This is a genomic window from Pseudonocardia halophobica (assembly GCF_050948485.1).
GTDB lineage: Bacteria > Actinomycetota > Actinomycetes > Mycobacteriales > Pseudonocardiaceae > Pseudonocardia > Pseudonocardia halophobica.
Genome location: NZ_CP192046.1, coordinates 4,810,749 through 4,834,059, shown reverse-complemented (window position 1 = coordinate 4,834,059; position 23,311 = coordinate 4,810,749). Strand labels below are relative to the sequence as shown.

Genomic DNA, 23,311 nt, shown 5'->3' with positions numbered 1-23,311 from the left:
AGGAGGACCTGTGTCCGGCCACCCCCACACCGCCACTCCACAGTCCCGCAGGGCCGCCCTCGGCAGCTTCGTGGGGACGACCCTCGAGTGGTACGACTTCTTCATCTACGGCACGACCGCCGCCCTGGTGTTCGGGAAGGTCTTCTTCCCGACGCAGGAGGGTGTGGTCGGTACCCTCGCCGCCTTCGCGACCTTCGCCGTCGGGTTCGTCGCCCGCCCGCTCGGGAGCATCCTGTTCGGCCACTTCGGTGACCGGCTCGGCCGGCGCAACGTGCTCATCACCACCTTGCTGATCATGGGTGCGGCGACCGTGCTGATCGGCTGCATCCCCTCCTACTCCTCGATCGGGGTCTGGGCGCCGGTGCTGCTCGTGCTCTGCCGGATCGCGCAGGGCGTGGCGCTGGGCGGCGAGTGGGGCGGCGCCGCACTCCTGTCCGTTGAGAACGCGCCCGCGCGGCGGAAGGGCCTGTTCGGGTCGTCGACGCAGATCGGCTCGCCCGCCGGGCTGCTGCTGGCCAGCCTGGTGATCGCCGGGGCGTCCGCGGTCAGCGGCGACGCCTTCGAGCAGTGGGGCTGGCGGATACCCTTCCTGGCCAGCGTGGTGATCGTGGTCGTGGGGCTGGCGATCCGGCGCGGACTGGCGGAGTCCTCCGACTTCGCCGAGACGGCGCACGCCGGCAAGGTCGAGACCCTCCCGATCGCCCAGGTGTTCCGCGAGGACTGGCGCTCGGTCCTGCTCGGTGCCGGGCTGGGCGCCGCGAACAACGCGATCTACTACACGGTGGCCACCTACACCCTGGCCTACGTCACGGGCACCCTCGGCGTGCCGAAGGGCGAGACGATCAACCACCTGACGATCGTGTCCGTCTGCTACCTCGTGTCGATCCCGGTCTTCGGCTGGCTGTCGGACAAGGTCGGCCTGCGCAGGCAGGTCGCGATCGCGGCGGTCGCCGCGGCCCTGTTCGTGTTCCCGTACTTCGCCATGATCGAGACCGGCGAGTCCTGGATCATCCTGCTCGGGATGGTGCTCGGGCTGGCCGTCGTCCAGTCCGCCGCCTACGCACCCCAGCCGGCCGTGTACAGCGAGCTGTTCCCGGCCCGGACGCGCTACACCGGGGCATCGCTGAGCTACGCGCTCCCGACGACGATCGTCGGGGGCACGGCACCGTTCCTGGCCACCTGGCTGTACAGCGTGACCGGCAGCAACACCGCGATGGCCTGGTACGTCGTGGCGCTGTCGCTGCTCGCCGCCTGCTGCGCCTGGGGTGCGCACCGCCGGCACGCGGCACAGCAGCGGGCGGCGAAGGTGGAGGTGCGCAGTGCCTGAGCTCGACGACCTGCTCGGCTGGACCGCGGATCGCTCCGCCGCGGGCGCCGTAGGGCTGCCCGGGCCCGTCCTGCGCACGGCACTCACGATCGTCGCCGACGACGTCGCGGCGATGGTCGGGGCCCACGCCGAGCCCGAGGTCCGGGCGGTCTCCGCCCAGGCGGGGGGCTCGCCGGAGGCGTCCGTGGTGGGACGTCCCGGGGTCCGGGCCGATCGTCGGAAGGCGGCGCTGGCGAACGCCGTCGCCGCCAACTGGACCGAGCTCGACGGCGGCTACCGCCCCGCGACCTGTCACGGCTCGCTCTACACCCTCCCGGCCGCGTTGGCCGAGACCGAGGCGGGCGGCGGCAGCCTCGGCGACCTCCTGACCGCGGTCGTCGTCGGGTACGAGGTGGTCACGCGGATCGCGCGGGCCTACCGGCCGCCGCTCCCGCTGGTGCTCCATCCGCACGCGACCCTGTCGCCCATCGGCGCGGCGGCGGCGTTGGCCGCCGCGCGCCGGCTGCCGGTGGAGGAGTTCTCCCGGGCCGTGCTCGGCGCGGCCTCGATGTCGTTGACCGGCCCGTTCGGGCACGCCACCGAGGGCGCCACCGTCCGCAACGCCTGGGCCGGCGCCGGCGCACAGCTCGGCTTCGTCGCCGTGGACATGGCCGCGGCCGGGCTGACCGCGAGCCCCGGCGTGCTCGACGAGGTGTTCGGCCGGGTGGGTGGAGCCGTCGCGGGTCCGGCCGCGCTCACCAAGGACCTCGGGGAGCGGTACGCGGTGCAGGACGGCTACCAGAAGCCGTACGCCTGCTGCCAGTACCTGCACTCGAGCGTCGAGGCCGCCGCGCTGATCGCGACGGAGACGGAGGGCGCGGAGGTCGAGCGGATCGACGTCCGGGCGCATCCCCTGGCCGCCGCCCTGTGGAACGCCGCACCGGAGACCACGCTGGCCGGGCGCTTCTCCCTGCCCCACGCCGTCGCCACCGTGCTGGCTGCACGGGACACCGCCGCCACGGTGTTCTCCTGCGGCTCGCTGCGGGACCCGGACGTGGCGCGGCTCCGGTCGCTCGTGGCGATCGAGGAGTGGTCCGATCCGCCCGCGCCGCCGCACGACCGGCCCGCCACGGTCCGCGTGAGCTTCGCCGACGGCCGCGTCCTGACGAAGACGGTCCTGTCGGCGTCGGGCGGGCCGGACCGTCCCCTCACACGCGAGGAGCTGCTCGCCAAGTACCGGACACTCACCGGCGACCTCCGCCCCGGCTTCGCCGGTCGGGTGCAGGTCCTGACCGATCCGTCGACGCCCCTCGACCTCGACGCACCGCTGCGCCCGCTACTGGACGACCTGCTCGCCGAGGGGGACCGATGACCCGCACGACCGCCGAGATCCTGGTGGACGGCGTGCTCGACCTGCCCGAGAACCTGCCGGAACGGGTCGAGGAGGCCGCGCGGCTGCACCTGCTCGACGCCCTCGGGGTCGGGCTGGCCGCCTCCCGGCTCGGGCCCGCGTCGGGCCTCCTCGGCGTCGCGCGTCCGGACGGGCCGTGCACCGTGCTCGGTGCGGCCTCCGGCACGACACCGGCCGACGCGGCGCTCGTGAACGGCACCCTCGTGCACTCGCTCGAGTACGACGACACCCACACCGGCGCGGTGATGCACGGCAGCAGCGTCCTCGCCCCGGCGGTGCTCGCCGCCGCCGAGGCCGGGAAGGCCACGGCACCGGAGGAGGTGCGCGCCTTCGTCGCCGGATGGGAGGTGCTCGTCCGGCTCGGGCTCGCCGCCCCGAGCGGCTTCCAGCGCGCCGGCTTCCAGGGCACCTCGGTCGCCGGGCCGGTCGCCGGTGCCGTCGCGGTCGGCCTCCTCGCCGGCCTCGACCGCGAGGGTCTGCTCGACGCCGTCGCCGTCGCCGCGAGCTTCTCCGCCGGGAACTTCACGTTCCTCAGCCGCGGGGCGTCGAGCAAGGCGGCCCAGGCCGGCATCGCCGCCCAGGCGGCGATCTCCACGGTGCACCTCGTGCAGGGCGGGATCACGGGAGCCCGCGACGTCTTCGAGGGCGACCGGGGGTTCTTCGGCCTCTACGCCGATGATCCGTCGGCGGCGGACCGGCTGCGCCGTCTCTCCGGTGATCTGGGCTCCCGGTGGTATCTGATGGACGCGGCCTTCAAGGGCGTGCCCTGCTGCCACTTCCTGCACCCGTTCGCCGAGGCGGTGGCGGCGCTCGGCCTGCCGGACGGCGGGTACCGGCGGATCCACCGGATCCGCTGCCGCGTCCCGCAGGGCCAGGAGACGGTGATCGCCCTCCCGTGGGCCGCCAAGCAGGCCCCGGCACGGGCCGACGAGGCCCGGTGGAGCCTGCCGTACGTCGTCGCGCTGCAGGCGGTCCGCGGGCGGGTGCTGCTGTCCGACTTCGTCGGGCCCCCGGATCCCGAGGTGCTCGCCGTCGCCGCGCGGGTGGACTGGGAGATCTGGCCCGACTCCGGTTACCCGGCCGTCTTCCCGGCGGAGATCGAGGTCGAGTGGACCGACGGCAGCGTCCGGACCGTCACGATCGACGACGTCGACGGCGGCGTCGGTCGGCCGTGGGCGGCGGACCGGGTCGTCGAGAAGTTCCTCGGCAACTGCGAGGCCGCCGGGCTGCCGGCGTACTGGTCCGTGGGCTTCGCCGCGGAAGTGAAGGATGCGGGCCTTCCCGATCTCGGCTCCCTGCGCTCGCTGATCAGCGAAGCGGGGTGAAGGTGGGCGGCCCCAGCACGCCTGCGGTGCACGGCCCTTCCCCGCGAGGGTCCCTGCTCGGGGGCGTGCGGGACGGCTCACCGACTACGACGAACTGCGCCGGGGCCGCCGGATGAAGGTCCTCAGCGACCTCTGATCCCGGTCATGGCGTGGAACGGCGCTCCACCCGGCGGAGCTCGGCCTCGGCCCACCGCCGCTTCTCGTCCGGCGTGCCCGGCGTCAGCGGGCGGACGGCGACCGGATTCTTGTCGGCGTCCATCGCGACCATCGTGAAGTAGCAGCTGTTGGTGTGCCGCACGGTCTGGTCGGTCAGGTTCTCCGTGGTCACCCGGATCCCCACCTCCATGGAGGTCCGGCCCGTGTAGTTGACCGAGGCGGCGAACGTGACGAGCTCGCCGATGTGGATCGGCTCCCGGAAGACGACCCGGTCCACGGACAGCGTGACCACGTAGGTCCGCGCCCAGCGGCTCGCGCACGTGTAGGCGACCTGGTCGAGGAACTTGAGGATCGTGCCACCGTGTACGTTCCCCGAGAAGTTCGACATGTCCGGCGTCATGAGGACGGTCATCGACAGCCGGTGGCGGTCGTCGGGCTCGTCGGTGGTCATTGCGGCTCCCGCGGCTGTGCGCATCACCGGGGCGGTGGTCGAGTCGGCCCGCACCGGGGCCTGGGTGGCGGTCGCTGCCGCGTGAGTCCGGCGGACGGGCTCGGACCCGGCGAGCAGCGGGCTGCCGCCGAAGCGAGGCGCCCGGCGTGCCGAAGGGGCAGCCGGGCGCCGTACAGCAGCAGGCCGGGCTACTTCCTGAAGACGTCCTTGGCGGCGTCCTTCACCTTCTCGCCTGCCTGCTTGACCTTGCCGGAGGCCTGGTCGCCCTGGCCCTCGGCCTGCAGCTCCTCGTCGTCGGTGGCGCGGCCAACACCCTCCTTGGCCTTGCCCTTCAGCTCCTCGGCCTTGTTGTCGATCTTGTCGTCCATCGCCATGGCTGCTCCTTCGATTGCCGGACCGGCCGTCGTCGAGGTCGGCAGCGAGGAGGTACCCCGGTGGTCGTCCTCCGGAACATCGCGCCGCGAAGGCCCGGGAACCGGGCCGAAGGTCCCGAAGGTCGACGACCGACGACCTCGTCTCCGACGACCCTCGGATGGGGCGAGGCGCAGCTGGCCCGACGGACCGTGGAGGGCCGGAAGACGAGGAGGGACCATGAGCGTCACCGCCCGCACCGCGGTCGTCGTCGGAGTCGACGGATCGGACACGGCCCTTGCCGCCGTCCGGTGGGCAGCCGTCGAGGCCGAAGGGCGAGGCGCACCCCTGCGGCTCGTCGCGGCCGTGGTGTGGAGGACCTACCATCCGCGCACGCTGGCGCTCGCCGCCGAGTACGAGCGGCAGGTTCTCACCCAGGCTGCCGAGAAGGACCTGCAGGCCGCCCTCGAGGTGGCGCGGCAGACCGCCCCGGAGCTCGACATCACGACCGAGGTCCGCGCCGGCGGGGCCCCTTCGGTGCTGCGCGAGGAGTCGGCCACCGCCCAGCTGGTCGTCGTCGGTTCCCGCGGCCGTGGTGGCTTCGTCGGGCTGCTGCTCGGGTCGGTGGCCATCGCCGTGGCCGCGCAGGCGGCGGGGCCGGTGGTCGTCGTCCGCGGCGACGGGGCCCCGCGCGACACGGCCGCCCCGATCGTGGTCGGGGTGGACGACAGCCCGCACGGCGAGGCCGCGCTCGGGTTCGCCTTCGACGAGGCTGCGCGCACGCGGGCCCCCCTGGTCGCCGTGCGCGCCTGGGGCGACCCGGTCCACGATCCCTACCTGGCCGGCTTGATCGACTGGCACGCGGTCGAGACCGACGAGCGCCGACTGCTCGACGAGTGCCTGGCGGCCCGGGCCGCCGAACACCCCGAGGTGCCGGTCGAGCGGGTCCTGCTGCGGGACCCGCCGGCGGCCGCCCTGGTCGCGCGGTCGCGCGGCGCCGGGCTGGTCGTCGTCGGTTCGCGCGGGCGCGGCACGGTGCGCGGCGCGCTGCTGGGTTCGGTGAGCCAGGCTGTGCTGCCCCACGCGGCGGCCCCGGTCGCCATCGTGCGACCCGAGGCCGGCGCGGAGTAGCCGACGAGGCGACCTCGAACGACTCAGGTCAGGCCGATGGCGGGGTGATCGTGCGTGGCCACGGCGGCAGGTCGGCGGTCCGGACGTGCTCGGGGTGGGCGCTCAGCGCGCAGATCGCGGCGAGGCGGACGCTCGTCCAGTCCGCCCGTGACCACCCCCTCGGCCCGGCAGCGGGCGGGTGCCATCCGTGTGCGCGCGCTTCGGTGAGGACGCCGTGCGCGTAGCCCGCCAGAAGCAGGAGGCCGGCAACGGCGGCGGACGCCTCGAGCCCGATGGTGGTGGCGTCGTGCACGGCGGCCGCGTGTTGGTCGATCGCGGCGGCGAGTCCGGGGAGCACCGCAGCGGCGGCGAGCCCCGCGGTACCGAGCTCGTCGTGCAGCGCACGCAGCCAGCGCCGGGCCGAGCGGAGCGTGCGGGGCACGGGCCGGGATGCGAGGGGGCGCGCGGCATCACTCACGATCCCGCAGGTTAGCCGTGAGGTCCGCCGCCGCCCATCCCCTCCCGTCGGCTGTGGTGAGCGACTCAGGTGGGGGACGCGGCGCGGCCCCGGACGCAGAGGTCCGGGGGCCGTGCCGTCGGGGGGACGAGGTGCGGTCGAGCCCGTCGTCAGCGGGGACCGGTGGTCGGGCGACGTTGAATCCGCCGCCGTCGGCGGACTGGGCCGGATGCTGCCGTGCTTGCGCCTATGCGGCGGCTTCGCTCCGCGAGGCGCACACGTGCAGCCTCTCCAGCAGGCCCAGGACCGCCAGCGGCATCAGGACCTGCTCGGTCGCCGCTACCAGCCGCATCTGTCCTTGGCGTCGAGCCGCCAGGCGTTCAGCCTGCAGCAGGCTGCGCACCCCGCAGGCCGCCAGAAAGTCCACGGCGGAGAGATCCACGATCAACCGGTCACCGGGGTCGAGCGCTGCCGCCGCGTCGCACAGGCACGAGTCGAACTCCTCAACACTCGTCAGGTCGATTTCCCCGCTGATCTCGACCACGGCCGGCCGGCTCGTGTCGGCCCTGCGAAGACGCAGGCGGCGATCCTGGGATCGCGCACGTCCGCGAGCCTGACCACAGACATCGTCCGAATCGGTCATCGAGCACCAACTACTCGAAGGGCCAAGACCGGCGGGGCCGGACCTGAGGCGTCGTAGGCGCGGTCGTCACCCCGACAGGTCACCGCCATCGCACTTCAGGCCCATGCAACCCGCACCAGAACGGTCCCACCCCGGACGGCGTCACGCAATCCGGCGCAGCCGCACGTCTCCTCTGGGCTCCGCCCGAGTCGTCGGCTCTCCGCGCCGCGAAGACCCCGGAAACCGATCTCTGCCCCACCTCAACGTATAGCGCCCCGGGGGGCTTGCCACAAGACCCGGTGGGTGCCGCACACTCTGCGGCCGTCACCGGACTCCGCACTCCGTGGACGGTGGCTGCAGCCGACGAAGTGGGGGAATCCGTGGTGGGTAGCGGCAGTGGCGCGGCGACGGTCGCGCTCGGTCGTCCCGTGCTGAGGCTCGAGCAGATCGACCGCGGCCGGATCGGACTGGTCGGCGGGAAGGGCGCGCACCTGGGGGAGCTCTCGCGGATCGAGGGCGTCGACGTGCCGCCCGGCTTCTGCGTGACCACGGAGGCGTTCCGACGGGTGACAGCGGGGGTGCCGTCCTTCGAGGACCGGCTCGACCGGCTCTCGCGCCTGGACCCGGACGACCGGGAGGCGATCGCGGGCCTGAGCGCCGAGATCCGCGAGGTCGTCGCGGCCCTCCCGGTCCCGGACGACCTCGCCGCGGCCATCACCGGCCCGCTCCGTGACGCGACCGCCTATGCGGTGCGGTCCAGTGCGACCGCCGAGGACCTCCCGACGGCCTCCTTCGCCGGCCAGCAGGACACGTACCTGAACGTCGTGGGAGCCGCGGCCGTCCTCGACGGCGTCCGGCGGTGCTGGGCCTCGCTGTTCACCGAACGTGCGGTGGCCTACCGGTTGCGCGGCGGCGTCGAGCACCGGCAGGTCCGGATGGCCGTCGTCGTGCAGGAGATGGTCGTCCCGGACGCGTCGGGTGTGCTGTTCACGGCCGACCCCGTGACGTCGAACCGGCGGGTCACCAGCGTGGAGGCCGTCCTCGGGCTCGGCGAGGCCCTGGTCTCCGGCCTGGTGAACGCCGACCGCTTCACGGTGCACGACGACACCGTCGTCGACCGGGCGATCGCCGCGAAGCAGTGGGCGGTCCGGGCCACGGCCGGCGGCGGGACCCGGTCGCAGGAGGTCGCACCGCAGGCCCGGCAGCAGCCGGCGCTGACCGACGCGCAGGTGCTGCGCCTCGCGGACCTGGGCCGCCGCATCGAGAAGTACTTCGGGTGTCCGCAGGACATCGAGTGGTGCCTGGCCGGGGACGACGTCCGGATCGTGCAGAGCCGGCCGATCACCACGCTGTTCCCCGTCCCGCCGGCCGACGACGACGGCGCCCACGTCTACCTCTCCGTCGGGCACCAGCAGATGATGACCGACCCGCTGACGCCGCTCGGGCTCTCGTTCTGGCAGATGACGACACCGCGGCCGATGGCCGAGGCCGGCGGACGGCTGTTCGTCGACGCCACCCCGATGCTCGCCTCGGCTGCCGGCCGGCAGAACCTGCTGGAGGCCATGGGCCGGTCCGACCCGCTGATGGCGGACGCGCTGCGGACGGTCCTGGATCGCGGCGACCTCGTCGGGGAGCCCTGGGCGGACGACGGACCGCGCGCCGTCCCGCCGACGGACCCGGTCGACCCCGACCCGGTCGTCGTCGAGAAGCTGGTCGCGCAGACCCAGGCGTCGCTGGCCCTCCTCGACCGCGAGATCCGCACCCGTCACGGATCGGAGTTGCTCGACTTCGTCCGCGAGGACCTCCAGGAGCTGCGGCGGCTGCTGTTCGACCCGTTCGGCCACCGGGTGTTCATGACGGCGATGAACGCGGCCTGGTGGCTCGACGAGCACCTGCGCGAGTGGCTGGGGGAGGAGGGCGCGGCCGACACGCTCAGCCGGTCCGTCCCGAACAGCGTGACCTCGGAGATGGGGCTGGCGCTCCTCGACGTCGCCGACGTCGTCCGTGCCCACCCGGCAGTGGTGGAGTTCCTGCGCGGCGTCACCGACGACGGCTTCCCGGGCGACGACTTCCTGGCCGACCTGCCCCGGGTCGCGGGCGGGCGCGAGGCGCGGGACGCGATCCGCCGCTACCTCGACACCTACGGCATGCGCTGCGCCGGCGAGATCGACATCACCAGGCCCCGGTGGAGCGAGCAGCCCACGGTCCTCGTTCCCGTGTTGCTCGGTCACGTCGAGCACGCCGAACCCGGGGCGAGCCGCCGGCGCTTCGAGCAGGGGCGGCAGGAGGCGTGGGAGAAGGAACAGGACCTGCTCACCCGGCTGCGGGCGCTGCCCGACGGGGACCGGCGGGCGGCCGAGACGAAGACCATGATCGAACGCCTGCGGACCTTCATCGGGTATCGCGAGTACCCCAAGATCGGCATGGTCAGCCGCTACTTCCGCTACAGGCAGGCCCTGTTGCGGGAGGCCGACCGCCTCGTGCGCGACGGCGTCGTGGGCGACCGCGAGGACATCTACCACCTGCGGTTCGACGAGCTGTGCGACGTCGTCCGCACCGGGCGCGCGGACCGACAGGTCATCGCGCGGCGCAAGGAGGAGTACCGCGGGTACCAGGCGCTCACGCCACCGCGGGTGCTCACGTCGGACGGCGAGGCCCTCTCCGGGTCCTACCGGCGCGACGACGTCCCGGCCGGTGCGCTGGCCGGGCTCGCGGTGTCCGCCGGAACCGTCGAGGGGCGCGCCCGCGTCGTCCCGGACATGGCGCAGGCCCACCTCGACACCGACGACATCCTGGTCACCGCCTACACCGATCCCAGCTGGTCACCCGTGTTCGTCACGATCAAGGCGCTCGTGACCGAGGTCGGCGGCCAGATGACCCACGGTGCGGTGGTCGCCCGTGAGTACGGCCTGCCCGCCGTGGTGGGGGTGGAAGGGGCCACCCGCCTGATCCGGGACGGCCAGCGGATCCGGGTGAACGGGACGAGCGGGTACGTCGAGCTCCTGAGCTGACACGGGGCGGATGCACGGGCCGGTTCGGGTCAGGACGACGGACGGAGTTCGATGACGTGTTCGGCGGCGGCGTCGATCCGCTCGCGGCTGTAGAGCAGGGGGAACGCCTCGTCGCGGCTCCACGGCCCGAACAGGTCCGTGGCGTGCGGGTCGTCGAGCCGCCCGGACTGTCCGGGGGCGTTCATCGCCAGGGACGAGTCCCATTCGCCGACGTCGACGACGAGCCGGAAGGTCGCCCCTGCACTCTGCACGAAGTTCGGTCCGTAGGCGGTGTTGCCGACGGTGTCGCCGCTGCCGCCACGCGGCTCCGGCCCCGCGACGAGCTGCTCCCCGGGTACGTCGGTGAGCAGCGCCGCGAGCGGGTGCCGGGCCCGTGCGACGTGCAGCCGGCCCCAGTGCCAGGTCGCGCGATCCGGGCCGAGCAGCTCGGCGAGCTCGGCCACGGCGGCGGGCAGCGTCCACACGACCGTCTCGGCGAGGAACTTGTCGGGGTTGGGGCCGAGCCGCGTACCGGGGTTCTCGACGAGCTCCAGGTCGACCCGGGCGTCGGCGAGCAGGTCCTCCGCGGGGGAGATGCGGGCGGCCGTCTCCGCGGGGTTCGCCACGTGCTCCTCGAGTGCCCGGGTCAGCAGGGCGGGCCGCAGGTGTCGGCGGTACCAGACCTCGAACACCGCGGCGGCGGCCGAGTCGGCGGTGAGGGTCCCGTCCCAGCCGAGGAGCAGGGCGAGCCCGTCGGTGTCGCCGGGGACGTCCAGCTTGCGGACCCGGGCGAGGATTCGCCGAGCGGGGGTGCTCAGGTAGTCGCCCTGGAGCGCGACCATGGACTCGGGCGTGGCGTCCGTCGTCTGCGCGAGCACCTCGTCGAGGCGGTGCCGCCGGGAGGGCGCGTACCAGTCGTAGGTGACGTGCCGGTCGGCCGGGAAGTCCTCGGGCAGGTTGCACTCGTTGGCCGTGGCGAGGAACCCCTGCTCCGGGTTCACGGCGCCGGGGAGCTGGTCGGCGTCGTAGAAGCCCGCCCACTCGTAGCGGCCGTCGCCCGGCACGGGAAGCGTGCCGTCCCAGTTCGGGCGGATCGGGGTGAGCCCCCCGGTCTTCCAGGCGATGGTGCCCTCGGTGTCGGCGAAGACCTGGTTCTCCGGCGGGGCGCCCCAGCGGTTCATGGCGGCGAGGAACTCGTCGTGGTTCTGCGCCCGCATGTAGTCCATGCTTCCCAGGTAGGGCGCCATGCCCGGCTCCAGCCACGCGGCCCGGACGACGAACGCGGTGTGCCGGGAGGGGTCCTGGTGCACGACCGGGCCGTGCCGGGTGAACAGCAGCTCGACCTCGACCGGCTCGCCGCCTCTGACCTCGATCACCTCCGAGACGCGCTGCATGGGCTCCCAGCGGCCCTGGTACCGGTAGGAGAGCGGGTCGTCCGGGTCGGTCTCGTAGACGTAGAGGTCCTCCTGGTCGATCGCGAAGATCGTCAGCCCGAACGCGATGCGGCCGTTGTGCCCGATGGAGATCCCGGGCAGCGCCGGCTCGCCCCCTCCGATCACGTCGAAGCCCGGTGCGGAGAGGTGCGCGATGTAGCGCAGACCGGGGAGAGCCGCCGCGGCGCGGTGCGGGTCGTTGGCCAGCAGCGGGCGGCCCGAGCGGGTCCGCGACCCGGCCAGCACCCAGTTGTTGCTGCCCTCCGGCAGCACGTCGCCCTGCGCGTCCAGCGGGTCGCGGGGCCCGAACACCGGCGCCGAGGTGGCGAGGTCGTAGACGGCCAGCACGTCGTCCGGGATGAGGTCGAGGTCCAGCCCCTCGGGAACCGTGAGATCCCGGTGCGGTTCGCGGCGCCGCCGCAGTTCCTCGACCTCACGAGGAAGGTCGCGCACGGTGCGCGCGCGGGCGACCTCGTCACGCACGTTGTAGAAGAGGCCGTGGCTGCGGATCCGGGCGACGTCCTCGGGCTCCCACAGGGCGGGCTCGTAGCCGAGCTCCCGGAACTCGATCGGGAGCAGCGAGGGGTCCCGCCGGGTCAGCTCGACGAAGGCGTTGATGCCTTCGACGAACGCGACCGTCGCCCTCTTGGTGTCCGAGCCGTACGAGAGCCACTCGCGGCGCATGTCCCCGCGGTAGAGGAACAGCCGCGCCGCGCGGTCCCGCTCGACGTGCTCGGCGCCGAACACCTCCGACAACCTGCCCAGCCCGCGCCGCCGCCAGAAGTCGATCTGCCACAGCCGGTCCCGGGCCGCGTTGAACCCCTGCGCGCGGAAGGCGTCATAGGTGTCGGTGGCGTAGATGTGCGGCACGCCCCAGCGGTCGACCACGATCTCCGCCGGCCCCTTCAGCCCGGGCACGGTGTACGACGTTCGTCCCGGTCCGTTTCGGTGCGCTGCCACTGTGCCCTCCAGCCTCGTCGCCTTGTGCTCGACCAAGTCAAGCAAGGGGACGGGTGGTCGTGTCGGCAGAGTTCCGTGGCGATCCGGCCAGCCACGCACTGCCCCTTCGGGCAGCGGCCCGGCACCCGAGGTCCCGGTGCCCGCTCGAGTGCGCCGTGGGCTCTTGACCTGAACCGTGGTCGAGGGTGCACGGTTGGCCACATGGCTGTCGCGTTCAACCACACCATCGTCGCCACCCGCGACCAGGAGGCCGGTGCGCGTTTCCTCGCCGAGGTGCTCGGGCTGCCGGCGCCGACCCGCTTCGGGCCGTTCAGCGTCGTGGCGCTACCCGACGGGGCGAGCCTCGACTTCATGGACAGCGAGGAGGTGCACCCGCAGCACTACGCGTTCCTCGTCTCCGAGTCGGTGTTCGACGCCGTCGTCGGGCGGCTGCGGGAGCGGGGCGTGCCGATCTACGCCGACCCCTGGCACGGCACGCCGGGCCACAACACGAACGACGGCGGCCGCGGGGCCTACTTCGACTCCCCGGAGGGTCACAACCTCGAGGTGATCACCCGGCCGTACGGCAGTGGTCAGGGGTAGCCCACCCCGGCCGGCTCCCTGACCGTGCCTCTCGTCACAGCCCGAGCGCATCTCGAGGGCACCCCGAGTGCCGTCGAGGGTCGCAGGTACGTGCCACCGGGGTAGGCGGCCCGGCCGACGACGTGGACCGAGGCTCAGCTCGGCGTGGCGGCCAGCTTCGTCGCGAGGGCGGCGAGGGTCTCCTGCGCCGCGGCGAACTCGGCGGCGGCTCGTTCGCGCTGGTCCGCGAGGGCAGGGACGGTCTCGGCGAGGCCGAGTGGGACCGTCACGGCGGTGACGGCCATGCCGAGCGACGCACCCAGCACGATCTCCAGTACGGGGACGGCATGGTCCCAGCCCTCCTGCGGCGTGCCGGGGTCGTACACCGCGCCCTGGCTGCTCACGACGACCGCCGGGCGGCCTGCGAGGGGCTGGGTCGGCCCGTCGAACGGGACCGTGACTCCGGGAATGTGGATGTAGTCCAGCCAGGCCTTGAGCGTGGAGGGGACCGAGTAGTTGTAGAGCGGGGCGCCGACCAGCAGGACGTCCGCGTCGGTCAGCTCCTCGATCAGTTCGCGCTGCAGGGTCTCGGCCTCCAGCGGCGGTGCGGCGCCTGCGGGGCGCAGCCGGGGCGGCCAGTGCAGTGCCGGGTCCGGGAAGTGGGGGAGTGCGTCGCGGTGCAGGTCGCGGCGGATGACGAGGTGGTCCGGGCCGGCGTTGCGCCAGACCTCCGCGAACCGGGCGGTCAACACCCGCGTGCGGGAGTGCCGGAGGTCGGCGGAGGAGTCGAGGTGCAGCAGCGTCGGCACGAACCCGCACGCTACCTGTCGGGTCCAGGGCCTGCGCTCAGGTTCGTGCGGGTGCGGTGAGGCGGGCGGTGAGGTCGGCGGCTCCGGGGCCGGCCAGCTGGGGCAGGGCGGCGTGGCGCCCGGTGCACACGAGGAGGAGCGCGGCCATGGGTCCGTGGACCTGCGGGCCCTCGCCGGCGGACCACGGCGTGTCGGTGGCGGTCAGGTGGAACCCGGTCACCGCCCGCGTCGCGGGGGCGGGCGGTGGCCATCGCATGGACAGCACCCGGGTCGCGGCGACGGCCGCGGCCGTCGGCGGCATGTCGTGCCTGCAGCCGAGCGGGATGGCGATGTCCTGGGAGTGGACGAGGATGTCGATGAGTGTCTCGAGCCGGGTGACTCCGAGGGTGTGGTGCCGGGAGCCGACCGTCGCGCGGATCTCGGCGACGATCTGCCCGGTCGGCACGGCTGCGGCGCGGCGACGGGCCACCTCCTGGATCGTGCGGTCCAGGCTGCCGCGCCACCGTGCCAGCGTCGCGAGCAGGTCGCGGAGGCCGAGCTGTTGCTGGGTCAGGTGCGCGGCGACGTCGCGCACGGTCCAGCCCGTGCACAGCGAGGGCTGCTGCCACTGCTCGTCGGAGAGACCCTCGAGCAGGTCGGCCAGGCTGCGCCGCTGCGCGTCGATGACCTGCCAGACCTGGTCGGGGTCCATGACGGCCGGGCGACGCGGCTGGTCGGTCATGTCGGCACCTCCGTGGGGCGTGGACGGACCACACCGGTGACGAGCGCTTCGATCTGCGGGTAGGGGTCGAACGCCGGATCGGGAACGGCCAGTTCGTGCAGGACGATCCCGGTCCAGTGGTTCATGATGATCGGGGCGTCGCGCTCGGGGTCGGTGGAGCCGGCGATGCGCAGCCAGTTCATGAACCAGGTGTTGACGCGGGCACCGGTCGCCAGGAGTTGAGCCCGTAACGACGGGTGGATGCCGGCCTCGACCAGGATCGCGTACCGGGCCAGGGTCAGCACGCGCTGTCGGCCGGTCGCCTCCTGCGCGAACACGGCCAGGGAGCGGGCGAGCTCCTGCGGGGTGACCGGGTACATCCTCGTGGCGAGGTCCTCCCAGTTCGCGCGTTCCCGGGCGGCGAACCGCTCCACCACCGCGTTGAGCAGGGTGTCCCGGGTGCGGAAGTGGTTCGAGGTGGACCCGGCGGACAGGCCGGCGGCGGCATCCACCGCGCGGTGGGTCAGCCCGTGCATCCCGGACCGGCCGAGCACGGAGATCGCGGCGTCGAGGAGCTGCTCCCGGCGGCTGCTCATGACCGGGATACTACGACGGTCGGTCAGATCACTACAAGCGTAGTTGTGGTGAGCCGCCGGGTCCCCGGGGACAGCGGCGTTGTGGGCCCAGTGGCGTGGGGCCGCGACGTCAGGCCCAGATCAGGTTGTCGGCGAGCCCGGATGCCGAGGCTTCGTCGTGGGTGAGCAGCTCGTGCGGGTCGCGACGGAGGGCTTGCAGGACGACGAGCGCGGCAAGGTGACGTTCGTCGGGCTCGCGGAGCACGCGGGTGCGGGTGCTGCCCGCCGGTCCGACGAAGGCCCGTGGCGCCGGGTGGTTGTGGCAGGTTCCCGCGATCACGGTCCACGGCGCGTGGTCGCGCGCGGCCGTCCGGGCGCGCAGGAGGAAGGGCGAGGTGCCGTCGATCCGGCAGTCGAGCCCGGCCCGTCGGACGATCTGGGCGACCAGTTCGACGTCGAGGGCGTCGGCCCCGTCGTCGCGGTCGTCGCCGTCGTCGCCGTGGTTCCGGGTCGGCGTCCCGGTCACGCCGCTGATCACCCGCTCCCGACCAGCCGTCATCGTCTCGTCGTCCCTTCACTCGATCGACCCCGGCACAGGAACTCGGCCCGCTCGCTCGGGGTGCGGGGCAAGCGGAGGTCGGCAGGGGGAGGCGACCCCGCACGCTGCCCGGGTACGTCCCGGACGACATCCACGGTGCCGCGGAACCCGCGTCGCGGCACGGACTGAGGGCCACCAACTACGCCCCACGGGTTTGCCGAACATCGGCAAGGTTCGCTGAGGAGGGATCAGGTGGGGTCGGGTGCGGGGAGGTCACGTCGGGGCCAGCCGAGCAGGCGGGCGCCCAGGACGGCGGCGTGCACGGTGAACCGTTGTGCGGGGTCGGTCGGGTCGTAGCCGGTGAGCTCGGCGATGCGCTCCAGTCGGTAGGTGACCGCGCGCACGGACAGGTGCAGCCGCCGCGCGGTCTCGGTCACCACGCACCCGGTGGCGAAGTAGGCATCCAGGGTCTCCAGCAGCGGACCGGCGCCCCCGCGTGCCTTGGCGAGCGGGCTGGCGACGGCGTGCACCAGGTCGGTGATGGCGGGCTGGTCGCGCAGCAGGACCCGGTAGATCAGCAGGTCCTCGGCCCGCACGACGGGCATCTCCAGCCGCAGGCGCGCGGCCATGCCCAGCGCTTCGCGGGCCTCCTCGTAGGAGCGGGCGATGCCGTAGGAGCCCGGGTACGGCCGGCCCACCGCGATGCGCCACGGGCCGCCGCGCGGGACGCGGCTCAGGTCGCCGTGCATCAGCTCGCCCAGCCCGCCGCGCAGGGCCCCACCGGATGGCCCTGAGGCGATCTGTCCGGTCGGTGTGGCGGGCGCGACGACGACGATGCTGCCGTCCTTGGTGGCCACGAGCACGTCGCGGTCACCGATCCCCTGCACGACCGCCCGCTCCAGGCTGCTGAGCGCGGCCTCCGCGTCGACGAGCCGACCGGTGGGCGCGGCCAGGGCCACCTGGTGGGGCTGGGCCATGTCCAGTCCGAACGGCTCGGCCCGCTCGACCAGCGCGCCGATGTCCGCGTCCCCGCGCAGGAGGTCCTCGATCAGCTCGCGCCGCAGCGTCTCCTCGCTGCGCATCATGTCCCGGCGCGCCGCGGTGTAGCCCTCGGCGAGGCCGGCCACGGCGCGGTCGACCGCGCGCATGACCGCCTCGGCGGCGGTGGCCGTGGTCGCGGCGTCGGGGAACGTCACGACCCCGGGCAACTCCCGCCACAGCCGCCAGGCCGCCGACAGGTACAGCTGCACGGCGTTCCCGGCGGACACCCCGAGCTCGGCGGCCCGACGGCCGTTGAGCCCGACCGCGTCGAGCTCGGCCCTGTCCGGCCGGCGCCCGGTCGTGGCGGCCTCGACCAGCATCGACAGGAACCCTCCGAGCAGCTCGACCGGTACCCCGCCCGCGCCCTGGCCGGCTTCCTGCGCGACCCGGTGCAACCAGGCGCTCTGCTCCCCGTTCCGTGCTCGCCGGTCGGGCGGGCCACTGGATCCCGTGGTCGGGTGGGTCATCGGTGTCGTTCTCCTCCGCGGCACCTCGGCGACGTCCGGCGTGCCGGCTCCACATTGCCGGAGACCGGCAACCCTGGCCAGGGTCAACCCTACCGGCCGGATCCCCGCGGCTACTCGGTCCCGGGCGCCGCGCGGTAGGGAACTGCACGCATCAGCGTGACCTGCATCGCCTGGCCGTTCGGAAGCACGTACCGCACCTTCTCGCCCTGCTTCGTCCCGGGCAGGGCCTGGCCCAGCGGTGAATCCGGCGAGCAGGTCATCAGGTCGTCCGGGTACGCGCCCTCCTCGTGGTGGGCGAGGAGGAACGTCTCGGTCTCCTGGTCGTCCTCGTAGCGCACGGTCAGCACCATCCCGGGTTCGGCCACGCCGTCGTCCGGAGGGTCCTGGCCGACCAGCGGGTTCTGCAGCAGCTCCTGCAACTTCCGGATCCGGTTCTCGCGCTCCCTACGGTCGGTCAACAGCTGCTGATCGGTGTTGTGGTCGGCGCTGTCCCCGATGAACTGCTCGGCAGCGGAGCCGCCGAGTCCCTCGGTGCGCTGCCGCAGCAGCCCGATCAGTTCTGCCTTGAGGTGCTCGTAGGCGCTCGGTGCCAACCAGACCTGGGCCTCGGTCATGTCCTTCACTCCTCATCCGGAAAAGAGGAAGTCGGGTCGACCCGCGATTCGGGCAGGGCGACACGACTGTCGGGGATGCGAACGAGCACGGCCCGAAGCGCGTCGGACCGTGCTCGATGACGGTCGAGCCCGTGATCGCTGGAAGGAGGCGTCGACCGTTTCCGGCTGTCGGCACCCGCATCGTTCCGGGGCCGGTGGCCGGTACGGCAACGTGTACCACAACCTCCGAAGTAGTCCGCAAATCTTGCCGAGTTCCGGAAACGAGAGCCGCTGTGAGGTTGCGGGACCTCGCCCTGCCCGCACCGGAGATTCGCGGGCATGGTGGATGGCGGGCCTGCCGACCTCCTCCGTGCGGCGCCACACAGTCGGCAGGCCCACCAGCTTCTGACCAGCACCGGGTCTCGGCCGTACGCCGGAGCCCGGTGCGGTCATGTCGAGTGAAGGGGTAGCTGCTGTGGAGTCGGCTGTGCGGCCACGCGTCATCGTGGGCGTGGGCGGACGAGGAGCTCGTCGACGCGTCGTGGACACCGCGGTGTCGCTGGCCCGCGGGACCGGCGCGGTCCTCTACGCGGTCGACGTCCGTCGCGGTGACGGGACGAGCAGCCGCTGCGGGGCGCCGGCGATGCAGAACGCCTATCACGCGCTGGCACAGGCATCGGCCCCGGTCGACGACGTCGACGTCCGCATCGTGGTCACGACAGGCGATCCGGACGAGACGCTGCTCCGCCTGGCCGACCGCCCCGGGGACCTGCTCGTCCTCGGTCACTCCCGACGGGCGCCCACCCGGGGCGCCGAGCGGCCCCTCGCTCTCCGGTGCGCCGCGCGGGCGCGCTGCTCGGTGGTGGTCGTGCCGTGTGAGCAGCCGCAGGTCGAGGCGTGAGACGTCGAGACATGCCCGCGACTCCGGCACCGGGCAGAGGAAGTGCGCCGTGTTCGACCAGCCCGCCGACACCGAGAAGGGTCGCGGTCGCCCACCTCACCGCGAGTGTTCGCCGCCGGCGGGCACGGTAGGTGGGGCATCGTGCTCGGACCGTTGACCGGGCGGCTGCTCGCCGACGCCGTCGTCACCGGCGACATGTCCTATGAGCTGCAGGACTTCCGAGCGATCCGATGAACCGCCACGTCCAGGGTCACGGCGAGGACGACCCTGGCCGTCCCTCGCCGACACCGGCCTCAGGCCAGGCCCTTGCTCGTGTCGTTGCGGGTCGCGTCGCCGAGCTGGGATCCGCCGTCGACGTCGAGGATCGTCCCGCTCACGTACGAGGCGGACGGGCTGGAGAGGAAGACCGCGGCCTCGGCGACCTCCTCGATCTCGCCCCAGCGCTTCATCGGGATCCGCGCGTAGTGGGCCGCACGGGTGCTGTCGTCGGGCGCGAGCCGGGCCATGCCCTCGGTGCCTGCGATGGGGCCGGGGGAGATGCCGTTCACGCGCACGTCGGGGCCCCATTCCATGGCCAGTACCCGGACGAGCTGGTTGATCCCGGCCTTGGCGGCGCAGGCGTGCGCCTGCATGGGCATGGCGTTGACCGCCTGGCCCGCCGTGATCGCGATGAGTGAGGCGCCCGGGGTGCGGAGCAGGTCGTAGCAGCCGCGGAAGACGTTGAACGTGCCGTTGAGGTCGATGTCCACGACCGTGCGGAAGGCGTTGGCCGACATCGTCGCGGCGGGGGCCAGGAAGTTGCCGGCCGCGCCGGACACCACGACGTCGAGCGGGCCGAGCTCCGCCGCGACCTGCTCCATCGCGCCGCGGATGGCCTCGTAGTCGCGCACGTCCGCCGAGAGGCCCAACGCGCCGGGGCCGATCGAGTCGGCCGCTGTCTTCGCCTTCTCGGGGTTCCGCCCGGCCACGGCCACCCGCGCCCCGAGTTGCGCGAACCTGCGGGCGATACCGAGGTTGATGCCGCTCGTGCCGCCCGCCACGAAGACCGTGCGATCCGCCATCAGGCCGTCGTCGAACGCGCTCATCGTCCTGTCCTCTCCGTCGAGTCCCCTGACAATCATGGAGTGCTGAACGCGCGTTCAGTTCGACTGCCGAGGTGATCTCGGACACCGAGCCGATGCTCTGCGGCAGAGGGCTCGGCCGGAGGGCCTCACGCGTCGCACGCGGCGGTCATTGAGCGCTCGTGTGTCTCGGGGAGGCGGCGCAGGCATCCGACGGCGATCGCCAGCAGTCCCGCTATGCACAGGCCGAGGGTGATGGGGCCCCAGGCCGAGGCGGTCAGCGGAGCGGCGACCACGAGGATGACGGCGCCGCCGGCCACCCCGCCGAGGTTGTAGCTCACTCCCGAGCCCGTGTAGCGGTACCGGGTGGAGAACATCTCCGGCAGGTAGGCGCCCAGCGGGCCGTAGGCGGGGCCGAGCAGGGCGAGCAGGACGACGATCCCGGCGCCGATCGCGAAGGGCGAGCGGGTGTCGAGGAGCGGGAAGAGCACGAGGGACCACACGGCCAGGCCGATGCAGCCCGCAGTGACGAGTCGGCGGCGTCCGAGGCGGTCGGACAGGATGGCGGCGTAGGCGGTGGTCGCCACCGAGACGAGCGCAGCGATGATGTCGATCACGAGGATGCCGGCCTTGCTCATGCCCAGGCTGCCGGTCGCGTAGCTCGTGAGGTAGGACGTGGCGACGGACATGGCGGCGAACACGCCCGTGGCCAGGCCGGTCGCGAGCAGCATCGTCCGGGGCTGGCGCCGCCACACCTCGAGGAACGGCACGCCGCGGCGGGTGGTCGTGCGGGTGGCGTCGGTGAAGACGGGCGTCTCGTCGGTGTGCAGGCGCACGTAGAGCCCGACCCCGATCAGCAACGCGCCGAGCAGGAACGGCACGCGCCACCCCCACGAGACGAAGGCGTCGCTCGTCTCGCCGATCCCGAGGTCGACGGCGAGGAAGGTGGCGGTCGCGAGCGCGAACGCGACGGTCGCGCCGACCTGCGGGTAGAGGGCGAAGCGTCCGCGCTGCCCGTCGGGGGCGTTCTCGGTCGCGAACAGGGCGGCGCCGGCCCATTCGCCGCCCACGGCCAGGCCCTGGACGGCGCGCAGGACGATCAGCAGGATCGGGGCGGCGACGCCGAGGGTCGCGGCGCCGGGCATCAGCCCGACGGCGACGGTGCACAGACCCATCGTCGTCAGCGTGACGATCAGGGTCCGCTTGCGGCCGAGCCGGTCGCCGACGTGGCCGAAGAGGATCGATCCGATCGGCCTGAACACGTACACCAGGGCGAAGGTCCCGAACGCCGCGATCGTGCCGACGACGCCGCCCACGTCGGGGAAGAAGACCTTGTGGAAGACGAGCGCGGCGGCCGTGCCGTAGATGAAGTAGTCGTAGAACTCGATCGTGGTGCCCGCCATGCTGGCCAGGTTGATCCGGCGGACCGCCGAGCGGTCGGGCGGCAGGCCCGCGGAGGGCGTCGGGCCGGGGGACGGCGGGGTACGGACGGCAGCGGACACGGGTCCCTCTCCGGTCGGTCTGGTGGGTGACCTCCAGCGTCGACCTGCGGGAACAGCGCCGGGATCGACCGGCCGGCCGGGCCCGTTGATGACTCAGGGCTCGGGCGATCGGGGGACGGTCGGTGTCGTACGGACCCGCGGTGGTCTCAGCCTCCGACCAGCGAACGCAGGAAGAGCAGGAGGTTGGCGGGACGCTCGGCCATCCGCCGCATGAGGTACGGGTACCACTGGCCGCCGAAGGGGACGTAGACCCGCACCCGGTAGCCCTCGGCGGCCAGTCGCTCCTGGAGGTCCCGGCGCACGCCGTAGAGCATCTGGAACTCGAAGTCGCGGGGATCGACGCCGAGTCGGTCGGCCTCGGCCCTGACGTGGTCGATGCACACGTCGTCGTGCGTGCCGAAGGCCGGGTCCGGCAGGTTCGCGAGCGCCCAGCTCGCCAGGTACCGGTACTGGGCGGTGATCTCCTCCCGCTCCTGCAGCGCCTTCTCGATCGGCTCGAGGAAGGCCCCCTTGACCAGGCGGATGCGCGGCTTGACGTCGGTGAACGAGCTCAGGTCCTCCGGGCAGCGCCGCATCGCGGCCTGCTGCGCCACACGGGTCCGCGGGAAGGACGGCAGGAACGTCCGGTAGATCTCCAGGGTCTGGGGGCCGACCGAGCTGTGCTCCATGTCCACCTCGACGGTGACCGCGCACTCCTCGGCGACCTCGAGGAGCTGCTTGAGGTGGCCCGCGCACACGCTCTGGTCCAGGCCGACTCCCAGCTGCGAGAGCTTCACCGACACCGTCGCACCGGGGGCGCGGTCGGCGATCGCGTGGATCGTGTCGACGTAGGCCGCCGTCGCCGCAGCGGACTCCCGCAGGTCGTCGACGGTCTCGCCGAGCAGGTCGAGGCTCACGTCGATGCCCTTGGCGCCGAGCGACCGCGACACGGCGATGACGTCGTCGAGGGTGGTGCCGGCGACATACCGGGAGACGAGCCCACTGGTCAGGCGACTGCGGCTCACCAACTCCTCGAGCCGCTCGTTCCCGGCGGCCAGGAGCAACAGCTTCCTGATCATGTTCTTCCTCCTGCTTCGCGTGCGTCGGATGGCGTGAGCGCATCGAGGACAGGGAGGAGGGGCCGGCGCCGGTCCAGGGACGCGGCGTCGCTGTCCTTCTCCGGGCCCCCAGAGTACGATGTAATCACAGATCACACAATGGGCTGGTCGACGTGCTCATGCGGCGGCCGGGGAGTCCCGAGCCGCGGACCGCTGCCGGTCCGCAGGCCGGACTCTCAGGGAGACGGCGTTGAGGGTGGTGCCATGGCGATGTCGAAGCTGGAGAGCCCGTCCCTGCTGACGGACAGGGTCTTCACGGCGATTCGCGAGCAGATCATGAACGGCGGGATGCCGGCCGGGCACCGGCTGCGGATTCGCGACCTCGCAGCGGAACTCGGTACCAGCGTCATGCCGGTGCGGGAGGCGATCCGCCGCCTGGAGGAGGCGGGGCTCGCCGAGAGCGTCCCGCATCGTGGCGCGGTGGTTCGCGGGTTGACGCTGGCCGAGCTGCGCGACGTGTACTACGTGCGTCGGGTCCTCGAGGTCGATGCTGCCCGACTGGGCGCCCCGAACATGACCGACGAGGACGCCGCGGTCATGGCGGCGCACTGCGCGGCGATGTCGGAGGCGGTGGCGGCCGGCGACGTGGTGACCGCGCTCGATGCCGACGAGGCCCTCCTGGCCACGCTCTACGCCGCGGGCGGCAACGCCGTCCTCCTCGACACGATCCGGGGTCTGTGGGAGCGCTGCCGGGTGTACAAGATCGTCGGCGCGCGCCGGGCGGTCGAGGAGGACGACGGGACCTTGTGGTCGTTCCAACCGCGGCTGGTCGAGGCGGCGCGCGACCACGACGCCGTGGCCGCCGCGGCCGTCACCGAGGCGTCGCTGCTCAGTGCCACGGCCCGCATCGAGCATCAGCTCGGGGGCGTGGGCTGATCGGACGCGCGAGGCAGA

At 73.0% G+C, this 23,311-nt stretch carries 22 protein-coding genes; 8 read left to right on the top strand and 14 right to left on the bottom strand.

What is annotated here, in order from left to right:
- Positions 1 to 10: 10 nt before the first annotated feature.
- From ACQP04_RS22905 to ACQP04_RS22895, 3 genes are read left to right on the top strand one after another with little or no spacing between them, the layout of a single operon-like run.
- Entirely contained in the window at positions 11 to 1,327 is a 1,317-nt protein-coding gene (locus tag ACQP04_RS22905) for an MFS transporter (RefSeq protein WP_433502619.1), read from the top strand.
- On the top strand, positions 1,320 to 2,678 hold the full coding sequence (locus ACQP04_RS22900; protein WP_433502618.1) for an MmgE/PrpD family protein: 1,359 nt from the start codon (positions 1,320 to 1,322) through the stop codon (positions 2,676 to 2,678). The genes ACQP04_RS22905 and ACQP04_RS22900 overlap by 8 nt, the downstream gene beginning before the upstream one ends.
- A complete protein-coding gene (locus ACQP04_RS22895; RefSeq protein ID WP_433502617.1) occupies positions 2,675 to 4,042 on the top strand; it encodes an MmgE/PrpD family protein in 1,368 nt (455 codons plus the stop codon). The genes ACQP04_RS22900 and ACQP04_RS22895 overlap by 4 nt, the downstream gene beginning before the upstream one ends.
- 142 nt (positions 4,043 to 4,184) lie before the next feature.
- On the opposite strand, the gene ACQP04_RS22890 is transcribed toward ACQP04_RS22895, so the two are convergent.
- Both ACQP04_RS22890 and ACQP04_RS22885 read right to left on the bottom strand, forming a co-directional pair.
- Complete coding sequence (locus tag ACQP04_RS22890; protein WP_433502616.1) at positions 4,185 to 4,649, bottom strand: acyl-CoA thioesterase; 465 nt, start codon at positions 4,647 to 4,649, stop codon at positions 4,185 to 4,187.
- A 188-nt stretch (positions 4,650 to 4,837) separates the two neighbouring features.
- A complete protein-coding gene (locus ACQP04_RS22885; protein WP_433502615.1) occupies positions 4,838 to 5,023 on the bottom strand; it encodes a CsbD family protein in 186 nt (61 codons plus the stop codon).
- 217 nt (positions 5,024 to 5,240) lie between these two features.
- On the opposite strand from ACQP04_RS22885, the gene ACQP04_RS22880 reads away from it, so the two are divergent.
- Positions 5,241 to 6,131 carry a universal stress protein gene (locus tag ACQP04_RS22880; protein WP_433502614.1) on the top strand — a complete coding sequence of 297 codons (891 nt, stop codon included), beginning with the start codon at positions 5,241 to 5,243 and terminating at the stop codon, positions 6,129 to 6,131.
- 28 nt (positions 6,132 to 6,159) lie between these two features.
- Here ACQP04_RS22880 and ACQP04_RS22875 read toward each other — a convergent pair whose 3' ends face one another.
- Entirely contained in the window at positions 6,160 to 6,552 is a 393-nt protein-coding gene (locus ACQP04_RS22875; protein ID WP_433502613.1) for a DUF6401 family natural product biosynthesis protein, read from the bottom strand.
- Between the two features lie 262 nt (positions 6,553 to 6,814).
- Positions 6,815 to 7,210 carry an STAS domain-containing protein gene (locus ACQP04_RS22870; protein ID WP_433502612.1) on the bottom strand — a complete coding sequence of 132 codons (396 nt, stop codon included), beginning with the start codon at positions 7,208 to 7,210 and terminating at the stop codon, positions 6,815 to 6,817.
- Between the two features lie 362 nt (positions 7,211 to 7,572).
- Here ACQP04_RS22870 and rph point away from each other — a divergent pair, with 362 nt between their 5' ends.
- Positions 7,573 to 10,200 (top strand): rifamycin-inactivating phosphotransferase, encoded by a 2,628-nt coding sequence (rph, locus tag ACQP04_RS22865; RefSeq protein ID WP_433502611.1) that lies wholly within the window; start codon positions 7,573 to 7,575, stop codon positions 10,198 to 10,200.
- Positions 10,201 to 10,229: 29 nt separating this feature from the next.
- Here rph and ACQP04_RS22860 read toward each other — a convergent pair whose 3' ends face one another.
- On the bottom strand, positions 10,230 to 12,530 hold the full coding sequence (locus ACQP04_RS22860) for a penicillin acylase family protein (protein WP_433502610.1): 2,301 nt from the start codon (positions 12,528 to 12,530) through the stop codon (positions 10,230 to 10,232).
- A gap of 243 nt (positions 12,531 to 12,773) precedes the next feature.
- On the opposite strand from ACQP04_RS22860, the gene ACQP04_RS22855 reads away from it, so the two are divergent.
- Positions 12,774 to 13,154: a VOC family protein gene (locus ACQP04_RS22855; RefSeq protein WP_433502609.1), complete on the top strand. Its 381-nt coding sequence runs from the start codon at positions 12,774 to 12,776 to the stop codon at positions 13,152 to 13,154.
- Positions 13,155 to 13,288: 134 nt separating this feature from the next.
- Here the strand turns inward: ACQP04_RS22855 and ACQP04_RS22850 are convergent, their stop codons facing one another.
- The 6 genes from ACQP04_RS22850 to ACQP04_RS22825 all read right to left on the bottom strand — a co-directional run bounded on the left by ACQP04_RS22850 (position 13,289) and on the right by ACQP04_RS22825 (position 17,877).
- On the bottom strand, positions 13,289 to 13,942 hold the full coding sequence (locus ACQP04_RS22850; RefSeq protein WP_433502608.1) for an FMN-dependent NADH-azoreductase: 654 nt from the start codon (positions 13,940 to 13,942) through the stop codon (positions 13,289 to 13,291).
- Positions 13,943 to 13,979: 37 nt separating this feature from the next.
- Positions 13,980 to 14,663, bottom strand: a complete 684-nt coding sequence (locus tag ACQP04_RS22845; RefSeq protein WP_433502607.1) for a maleylpyruvate isomerase family mycothiol-dependent enzyme — start codon at positions 14,661 to 14,663, stop codon at positions 13,980 to 13,982.
- Positions 14,660 to 15,238 (bottom strand): TetR/AcrR family transcriptional regulator, encoded by a 579-nt coding sequence (locus ACQP04_RS22840; protein WP_433502606.1) that lies wholly within the window; start codon positions 15,236 to 15,238, stop codon positions 14,660 to 14,662. The genes ACQP04_RS22845 and ACQP04_RS22840 overlap by 4 nt, the downstream gene beginning before the upstream one ends.
- A 109-nt stretch (positions 15,239 to 15,347) precedes the next feature.
- Complete coding sequence (locus ACQP04_RS22835; protein WP_433502605.1) at positions 15,348 to 15,776, bottom strand: hypothetical protein; 429 nt, start codon at positions 15,774 to 15,776, stop codon at positions 15,348 to 15,350.
- Between the two features lie 227 nt (positions 15,777 to 16,003).
- Positions 16,004 to 17,263, bottom strand: a complete 1,260-nt coding sequence (locus tag ACQP04_RS22830; protein ID WP_433502604.1) for a PucR family transcriptional regulator — start codon at positions 17,261 to 17,263, stop codon at positions 16,004 to 16,006.
- A gap of 110 nt (positions 17,264 to 17,373) precedes the next feature.
- The gene (locus tag ACQP04_RS22825; RefSeq protein WP_433502603.1) at positions 17,374 to 17,877 is read right to left on the bottom strand and encodes a GreA/GreB family elongation factor; all 504 of its coding nucleotides are present in this window, start codon (positions 17,875 to 17,877) and stop codon (positions 17,374 to 17,376) included.
- Positions 17,878 to 18,307: 430 nt separating this feature from the next.
- Between ACQP04_RS22825 and ACQP04_RS22820 the strand changes: the two genes are divergently transcribed.
- Positions 18,308 to 18,757 (top strand): universal stress protein, encoded by a 450-nt coding sequence (locus ACQP04_RS22820; protein WP_433502602.1) that lies wholly within the window; start codon positions 18,308 to 18,310, stop codon positions 18,755 to 18,757.
- A 293-nt stretch (positions 18,758 to 19,050) separates the two neighbouring features.
- On the opposite strand, the gene ACQP04_RS22815 is transcribed toward ACQP04_RS22820, so the two are convergent.
- From ACQP04_RS22815 to ACQP04_RS22805, 3 genes are all read right to left on the bottom strand, one after another.
- Positions 19,051 to 19,842, bottom strand: a complete 792-nt coding sequence (locus tag ACQP04_RS22815) for an SDR family oxidoreductase (protein WP_433502601.1) — start codon at positions 19,840 to 19,842, stop codon at positions 19,051 to 19,053.
- A 125-nt stretch (positions 19,843 to 19,967) separates the two neighbouring features.
- A complete protein-coding gene (locus ACQP04_RS22810; RefSeq protein ID WP_433502600.1) occupies positions 19,968 to 21,320 on the bottom strand; it encodes an MFS transporter in 1,353 nt (450 codons plus the stop codon).
- Between the two features lie 146 nt (positions 21,321 to 21,466).
- Positions 21,467 to 22,378: a proline dehydrogenase family protein gene (locus ACQP04_RS22805; protein ID WP_433502599.1), complete on the bottom strand. Its 912-nt coding sequence runs from the start codon at positions 22,376 to 22,378 to the stop codon at positions 21,467 to 21,469.
- 243 nt (positions 22,379 to 22,621) lie between these two features.
- Between ACQP04_RS22805 and ACQP04_RS22800 the strand changes: the two genes are divergently transcribed.
- Complete coding sequence (locus ACQP04_RS22800) at positions 22,622 to 23,293, top strand: GntR family transcriptional regulator (RefSeq protein WP_433502598.1); 672 nt, start codon at positions 22,622 to 22,624, stop codon at positions 23,291 to 23,293.
- Positions 23,294 to 23,311: the final 18 nt, after the last annotated feature.

Bases quoted from the DNA above. Each gene is read 5' to 3' on its own strand.
- ACQP04_RS22890 (WP_433502616.1), bottom strand. From the start codon at position 4,649: ATGACCACCGACGAGCCCGACGACCGCCACCGGCTGTCGATGACCGTC.
- ACQP04_RS22815 (WP_433502601.1), bottom strand. From the start codon at position 19,842: ATGAGCGCGTTCGACGACGGCCTGATGGCGGATCGCACGGTCTTCGTG.
- ACQP04_RS22840 (WP_433502606.1), bottom strand. From the start codon at position 15,238: ATGAGCAGCCGCCGGGAGCAGCTCCTCGACGCCGCGATCTCCGTGCTC.
- ACQP04_RS22805 (WP_433502599.1), bottom strand. From the start codon at position 22,378: ATGATCAGGAAGCTGTTGCTCCTGGCCGCCGGGAACGAGCGGCTCGAG.
- ACQP04_RS22880 (WP_433502614.1), top strand. From the start codon at position 5,241: ATGAGCGTCACCGCCCGCACCGCGGTCGTCGTCGGAGTCGACGGATCG.
- ACQP04_RS22820 (WP_433502602.1), top strand. From the start codon at position 18,308: ATGTCGAGTGAAGGGGTAGCTGCTGTGGAGTCGGCTGTGCGGCCACGC.
- ACQP04_RS22855 (WP_433502609.1), top strand. From the start codon at position 12,774: ATGGCTGTCGCGTTCAACCACACCATCGTCGCCACCCGCGACCAGGAG.
- ACQP04_RS22845 (WP_433502607.1), bottom strand. From the start codon at position 14,663: ATGACCGACCAGCCGCGTCGCCCGGCCGTCATGGACCCCGACCAGGTC.
- ACQP04_RS22870 (WP_433502612.1), bottom strand. From the start codon at position 7,210: ATGACCGATTCGGACGATGTCTGTGGTCAGGCTCGCGGACGTGCGCGA.
- ACQP04_RS22835 (WP_433502605.1), bottom strand. From the start codon at position 15,776: ATGACGGCTGGTCGGGAGCGGGTGATCAGCGGCGTGACCGGGACGCCG.
- ACQP04_RS22830 (WP_433502604.1), bottom strand. From the start codon at position 17,263: ATGACCCACCCGACCACGGGATCCAGTGGCCCGCCCGACCGGCGAGCA.
- ACQP04_RS22885 (WP_433502615.1), bottom strand. From the start codon at position 5,023: ATGGCGATGGACGACAAGATCGACAACAAGGCCGAGGAGCTGAAGGGC.
- ACQP04_RS22895 (WP_433502617.1), top strand. From the start codon at position 2,675: ATGACCCGCACGACCGCCGAGATCCTGGTGGACGGCGTGCTCGACCTG.
- ACQP04_RS22800 (WP_433502598.1), top strand. From the start codon at position 22,622: ATGGCGATGTCGAAGCTGGAGAGCCCGTCCCTGCTGACGGACAGGGTC.
- ACQP04_RS22825 (WP_433502603.1), bottom strand. From the start codon at position 17,877: ATGACCGAGGCCCAGGTCTGGTTGGCACCGAGCGCCTACGAGCACCTC.